We start from the raw sequence: 6,166 nt of genomic DNA, 5'->3' as shown, positions 1-6,166 counted from the left end.
CCGGGGTGAATCGCTACATCCACTATTACAATCACGACCGCATCAAGCTCAAGCTCAAAGGACTGAGCCCTGCAAAGTACAGGGCTCAGTTCTGCTCAGCCTAGGCATCGCCCGGGCACTACCACTCTCCAACTTTATGGGGTCAGTTCACATGTGGGAGAGGGGTGGGGGAGAGGGCCGGCCTCTCAAACACCAGCCCCGCTCATGCTCACCGAACCCCATCAACCCGGCGGCGCCAGCGACTGCCCCAGCGCAATCTTTTCCCCGACGATCTCCCGCAACACCTCGGCCACTGCCTCAGCCGCATTCGACCGCGGCAGCGCCCGTGGCCAGCACAGCGACAGCGTGCGCCGCAGTTCGGGCACGATCAGGCGGCGCGGCACAGTGGTGTCGCCATCGCCGAGTGACGACGCCGGCAGGATCGTGCAGGCCAATCCTTCGCGGGCGGACGCCAGAAGGAACGGCAGCGAATCCAGGTCGGCCACCACGTTGAGGTTCATGCCGGCCTTGGCAAACGCGCGCTCGACCACCTCGCGCAGCCCCTGCGATCCGCTCGGCAGGACCAGCGGGATGCCGTCGAGCGCCTTGAGCGGGACGGTATCGACGGTGGTGGCGGCTCGCTTGCCCGCGCGTGGCGATGCCGCAGGGGGCGCGCCGATCAGGTAGAGCGGCTCGCTGGCCAGTGGCTCGGGCTCCACCGCGCGCGATGGGGTGTCCCGAAACAGGATCGCAAAGTCGAGCCGGTTCTGGTTCAGCAGTTCGGAGATGTACCCGCTCATGCTCTCGAACAACTGCAGCCTGACCTGCGGATAGCGCTGCCGCACGGTGCGCACCAGCGCCATGCCAAACGCCGCGGCTGCGGTAGTGGGCAGGCCGATGGCAACCGTGCCGGACACCTCGGCACCGGCCACGCGCACGTCGGCCCCGGCAAGTTCCACCTGGCGAAGGATATTGCGCACATGGCGATAGAGCGTCTTGCCGGCTTCCGTGGGGCGCACACCCTTTGCGCTGCGGTGCACCAGCGGCACGCCGAATTCGTCCTCCAGCGCGGCAAGCTGCTGCGAAAGGGCGGGCTGCGCCACGCAGACCACCTCGGCCGCGCGGGTCAGGCTGCCGTGGTCGACGATGGCGACGAAATAGCGCATGGCGCGGATGTCCATAGGGTCTCCGGGAGGCTTCAGGGGTGCAAAGTATTGATTTTACTTATGGAGCCTCCGGCAATCCCTATTTCACATGGTGCGGGCAGGCGGGTAGATTGGCGGCATCGTGCCACCCACACCCAAGACACTGCCATGTCCCGACCTCACGGCCCCCTTGAAGGCATTACCGTCCTCTCGCTGGAGCAGGCGATTGCGGCGCCATTCTGCACACGCCAGCTTGCCGACCTTGGTGCGCGCGTCATCAAGATCGAGCGGCCCGGCCCCGGCGACTTCGCTCGCGCCTACGACGGCCGCGTACGCGGGCTGTCTTCCCACTTTGTCTGGACCAACCGCTCGAAGGAAAGCCTGACGCTCGACGTCAAGGCTCCGGCCGCCGCGCCAGTGCTGGAAGCGCTGCTGGCCAGGACAGACGTGCTGGTCCAGAACCTTGCGCCGGGCGCATCGGCGCGGCTCGGGCTCGATTACGAGACGCTGTCGAAGCGCTACCCACGGCTGATCGTCTGCGATATCTCGGGCTATGGCGGCGATGGCCCGTACCGCGACAAAAAGGCCTACGACCTGCTGGTGCAGAGCGAATCGGGCTTCGTTTCGGTCACGGGCACGCCAGAAGAGGGCGTCAAGGCGGGTGCTTCGGTGGCGGACATCGCCGCCGGCATGTACGCCTACAGCAACGTGCTGGCTGCGCTGATCGAGCGCGGGCAGACCGGACGCGGCAAGCATATCGACGTGTCGATGCTCGAATCGATGGTCGAGTGGATGAGTTTTCCGATGTACTACGCGTTCGATGGCGCCGAGCCGCCGCCGCGCGCCGGGGCGGCCCACGCCACGATCTACCCGTATGGCCCGTTCCCGACCGGCGACGGCAAGACCGTCATGCTTGGCCTGCAGAACGAGCGCGAATGGGCGGTGTTCTGCAAGACGGTGCTGCAGGAGCCGGAACTGGCCACGCACGCGGCGTTTGCCACCAACAGCCTGCGCAGCGCCAATCGCGCCCAATTGCGCGCCCGTATCGTCGAGACGTTCGCGCATCTGACCGCCGCGCAGGTGGTGCAGCGGCTGGAAGAGGCGAAAATCGCCAACGCCAATGTCAATACGATGGCCGACGTCTGGGCCCATCCGCAACTGGCTGCCCGCGAGCGCTGGCGAAAGGTGGACACGCCGGCAGGGCAGGTGCCGGCCCTGCTGCCGCCCGGCATGACCGATGCGCGCATGGACCCGGTTCCGGCGGCTGGGCAGCATACCGACGCCATCCTGGCCGAGGCCGGCTGTGGCGCCGAGCAGATTGCCCGGCTCCATGCCCATGGCGTGGTCTGACGGGAGCGCGCCATGACAGCCAGCCCAGTCCCGCGTAGTTACCTCCCTCGCAGCTACCTGTTCGTTCCGGCATCGCGTCCAGACCGCATCGGCAAGGCCATCGCGGCCGGGGCCGACGCCGTGATCGTCGACCTTGAGGATGCCGTGGCGCCAGATGCCAAGGCGGCCGCGCGAGCCGGTCTTGGCGGCCCCTGGCGCGGCCTGCAGGATCAGGCCGATGCCGCCGGCGTAGTGCTGCTTGTCCGTGTAAACGGTGCAGATACCGAGTATTTCGCCGACGATCTTGCGTTTTGCGACGCTCATCGGGTGCGCGAATTGGTGTTGCCCAAGGCGGACGGCCCGTCGCTGGCAGCCTTGCGCGGCGTGTTGCCCACCATCCCATGCTGTGCACTGATGGAGACCGCCGCCGGGTTTGCCGATCTGCGCGACGTTGCTCGCGCGCCGGGCGTCACGCGGCTGCTGTTCGGCAGCATCGACCTGATGTTCGATCTCGATGTCGGCGATGACGACGCGCCGCTTCATCACTTCCGCAGCGAACTGGTCATGCAATCGCGCGCCGCCGGGCTGCCGGCGCCGGTGGACGGTGTGTGCACCGCAATCGGCGATGCCGACGCGCTGGCCGCCGACACCGCCCGTGCGCGCCGATTCGGCTTTGGGGCCAAGCTGCTGATCCACCCGAGCCAGGTGGCCGGCGTCCATGCGGCACTGGCGCCTTCGGCGGAGGAACTGGCGTGGGCGAGGCGCGTGGTCGATCAGGCCGCCGCCGCACGGGGCGCGGCGATCGCCGTGGACGGGAAAATGGTCGATCGCCCGGTCCTTGAGCGGGCGCAGCGCATCGTCGCGGCTGGTGTGGATTGAGCGTTCGCTCCGGCGCGGGCGGAGCGCCAATTCGTGTTTTCCCTGACCGTGGGTTTGCCGCAAATCAAGCCGGTTGCAGGCAGGATGAAAGCTATTTGTAATGAAGCTCAGGCTGAATATGCGCGCGAGATCATGCACGCTGCGGGAGAACACGAATATGAATGTCCTGGGTCTAAGACAATAAAAGTGTCACCCCGGTGCACCGTTTGGCGGACATGATCGTTTACTCCCGATTAAGTCGAACGAGCCAGACTGACCGTGCATCCTCCCGTTTTCCGAGTCACCGCGGCGACGCTGCTCGCCGTGGCTGCCGCCGCCGGGCACGCCGCCAGCGGACCCATGCCTCCGGATGGCCCCTGCGTGCCTCCGCCCGCAAAGGCCACGCTGACGCTGGCACAGGCGCGCCTTGACGCGCAGCGCTGCAACCGCGACATCATCACGGCCCGCCGTGGCGAAGAAGCCAGCCAGGCCGATGTCCAGATCGCATCCCAGCGTCCCAACCCGGTATTGAGCCTTGGCGTGGCCAATATCAACCCGCATCTTGGCGTTGGCGCCGGTAACTGGCGCAGCAAGACCGTGGATTCGACCGTGCGTGTCGACCAGGTGATCGAGACCGCCAACAAGGGCAACCTGCGCACCGATGCGGCCCGCAAGGCCAGTGCCGCCGCCGGTGAGCAGACTCAGGCCGTGGTGGCCCAGCAGCTCAGTGCCGTGGAGCAGGCGTGGTATGACGCCGTGGCCAGCCAGAGCCGCGTGGAAGTGCTGACGGAAACAGTGGGTCTCTATGCACGGACGCAGCAGGCCAACGAGGCGCGGCTGAAGGCCGGTGACGTGGCGCGCGCCGACGTCACCAAGCTGCAGCTTGAAACGCTGCGGGCCCAGAGCGACCTGCGCGCCGCCCAATCCGACTTTGTCGGCAACAAGGCCGCGCTGGCCGCCACCATCGGCGTGCCGGGCACGCTGACGGACAACCGCCTGGTGCCGGACTGGCCCGCGCTCGATACCCCGGTGCCGCCGGTCGACCCCGATGTGCTGCAGCGCCGCCCGGACGTAACGGCTGCCGAAGCACGGCTTGCCGCTGCCGCCTCCGCACGCGACCTGGCTCGTGCCGGCCGCGTGCCGGACGTGACCGTGGGCGCGCAGTATGAGCACTGGCCGCAGTCCGAGGCCAACACCAACGGCAGCGGCAACAGCTACGGCGTGTTCGTTTCGATTCCGCTGTACGTGCGCCACAGCTTCGGCGGTGAAGCGCGCCGCGCCGAGGTGGACTACTACGCAGCGCTCGACGATCGCAACCGCATCCTGCTGGCCGCGCAGAACGACATCGAACGCCTGCGCAGCCAGCTTGAATCCGCGCGGGCGTCGCTGCAGCAGATGCAGACTTCGGTGCTGCCGGCTGCCGAGAGCGTGGCGCAAAGCGCCGAGTTCGCCTATTCGAAGGGTGCCACCGGCGTGCTGGACCTGCTCGACGCGCGCCGCGCTTTGCGCCAGACGCGCCTCGATGCGGTCGACGTGCAGGGCACCTACGCCAAGGCCTTCTCCGCGTACCGCGCGGCACTGCAGGCCACCAATTCCGATATCAACAAGCTTCCCCAGGTCCGAACCGATGCATCGCGCCCATAACATGCCGTCCGATACCCGCGATTCCCGCTTCCCCCGCATGGCCGCCGTGCGCCTGGCCGCCGCGCTGTCGCTGTGTGTGCTCGTACTGGGCGCGTGCGGCAAGAAGGAAGTACCCGAGAACGACGACGAACCGAAGGTCGCCGGCCAGGTCATCGAGTACCCGGCCAGCGTGAAGTCGCTGCCGGGCATCGTCGGCCAGCCCGTGAAGAGCGGCGGCGACCGCATGCTGAGCATGCCGGGCCGGCTGGTCTGGAACGAGGACAAGACCGTGCGCGTGGCTTCGCCGTTTGCGGGCCGCGTGATGGAAATCATGGTGCAGCCCGGCACCACCGTGAAGACCGGCCAGCCCCTGGCGATGCTGACGTCGCCCGATTTCGGCTCGGCCCAGGCCGATGCGCGCAAGGCCGCAGCCGACAGCGCCGTGGCGTCCAAGGCGCTGGCGCGCCAGCGCGAGCTCTACCAGGCGGGCATCATCGCCCAGAAGGATCTGGAGCAGGCCCAGGCCGACAACGCGCGTGCCGCCGCGGACCAGCAGCGCACGCAGGCCGCGCTGCGCATGTATGGCGCATCCGGTGGCGATAGCGTGAACCAGCGCTTCGCGCTGCGCAGCCCGATCGACGGCCTGGTGGTTGAACGCAATATCAACCCGGGCATGGAACTGCGCCCCGACCAGCCGCCCACCGCGCCGCTGTACCTGATCACCGACCCGACCACGCTGTGGGCCCAGCTCGATGCCGCCGAGGCCGACCTCGGCCACTTCAAGCCCGGTGTGAACGTGCAGCTGGTCAGCGCCGCCTATCCGGGCGAGACGTTCACGGGCACCGTGGTCAAGATCGCGGACTACGTGGACCCCACGTCGCGCAGCGTCAAGGTGCGCCTGTCCGTGCCGAATACTGACCACCGCCTGAAAGCCGAGATGTTCGTCACGGCGAAGATGAAGGCCGCGTCGTTCCAGGGCATCGCCGTGCCGTCCAAGGCCGTGTTCCTGGCCGACAACAACAACTACGTGTTCGTGCGCACAGCGCCCAACAAGTTCGAGCGCCGCGAGGTCAAGCTGGGCGTGACGATTCCCGGCACGGCAGAAGTGGTGGCGGGCCTGAAGGAGGGCGACGTGGTGATCACCGACGGCAATCTCTACCTGCAGGACATCCTGCGCGATGCCACCGCGGTGAACGCCGCGCGCGCGGCTGCCAAGCACTGAGGACGGCAGC

At 67.6% G+C, this 6,166-nt stretch carries 6 protein-coding genes; 5 read left to right on the top strand and 1 reads right to left on the bottom strand.

Going from position 1 to position 6,166, the window contains the following annotated elements:
* Positions 1–104 (top strand): IS3 family transposase (locus B552_RS28170; protein WP_157160149.1); only part of this gene is annotated, 104 nt, incomplete at its 5' end.
* Positions 105–221: 117 nt separating this feature from the next.
* On the opposite strand, the gene B552_RS0101715 is transcribed toward B552_RS28170, so the two are convergent.
* On the bottom strand, positions 222–1,160 hold the full coding sequence (locus tag B552_RS0101715; protein WP_019447267.1) for a LysR substrate-binding domain-containing protein: 939 nt from the start codon (positions 1,158–1,160) through the stop codon (positions 222–224).
* A 132-nt stretch (positions 1,161–1,292) separates the two neighbouring features.
* On the opposite strand from B552_RS0101715, the gene B552_RS0101710 reads away from it, so the two are divergent.
* The 4 genes from B552_RS0101710 (at position 1,293) to B552_RS0101695 (ending at position 6,156) form a co-directional block, all read left to right on the top strand.
* Positions 1,293–2,474, top strand: a complete 1,182-nt coding sequence (locus tag B552_RS0101710) for a CaiB/BaiF CoA-transferase family protein (RefSeq protein WP_019447266.1) — start codon at positions 1,293–1,295, stop codon at positions 2,472–2,474.
* A 12-nt stretch (positions 2,475–2,486) separates the two neighbouring features.
* Positions 2,487–3,332, top strand: a complete 846-nt coding sequence (locus B552_RS0101705; RefSeq protein ID WP_019447265.1) for a CoA ester lyase — start codon at positions 2,487–2,489, stop codon at positions 3,330–3,332.
* 339 nt (positions 3,333–3,671) lie between these two features.
* Complete coding sequence (locus B552_RS0101700; protein WP_051003504.1) at positions 3,672–4,955, top strand: TolC family protein; 1,284 nt, start codon at positions 3,672–3,674, stop codon at positions 4,953–4,955.
* A 1-nt stretch (position 4,956) separates the two neighbouring features.
* Entirely contained in the window at positions 4,957–6,156 is a 1,200-nt protein-coding gene (locus B552_RS0101695) for an efflux RND transporter periplasmic adaptor subunit (RefSeq protein ID WP_019447263.1), read from the top strand.
* Positions 6,157–6,166: the final 10 nt, after the last annotated feature.

This window comes from Cupriavidus sp. BIS7, from assembly GCF_000292345.1.
GTDB lineage: Bacteria > Pseudomonadota > Gammaproteobacteria > Burkholderiales > Burkholderiaceae > Cupriavidus.
This window is presented reverse-complemented; position numbering and strand designations above follow the sequence as displayed.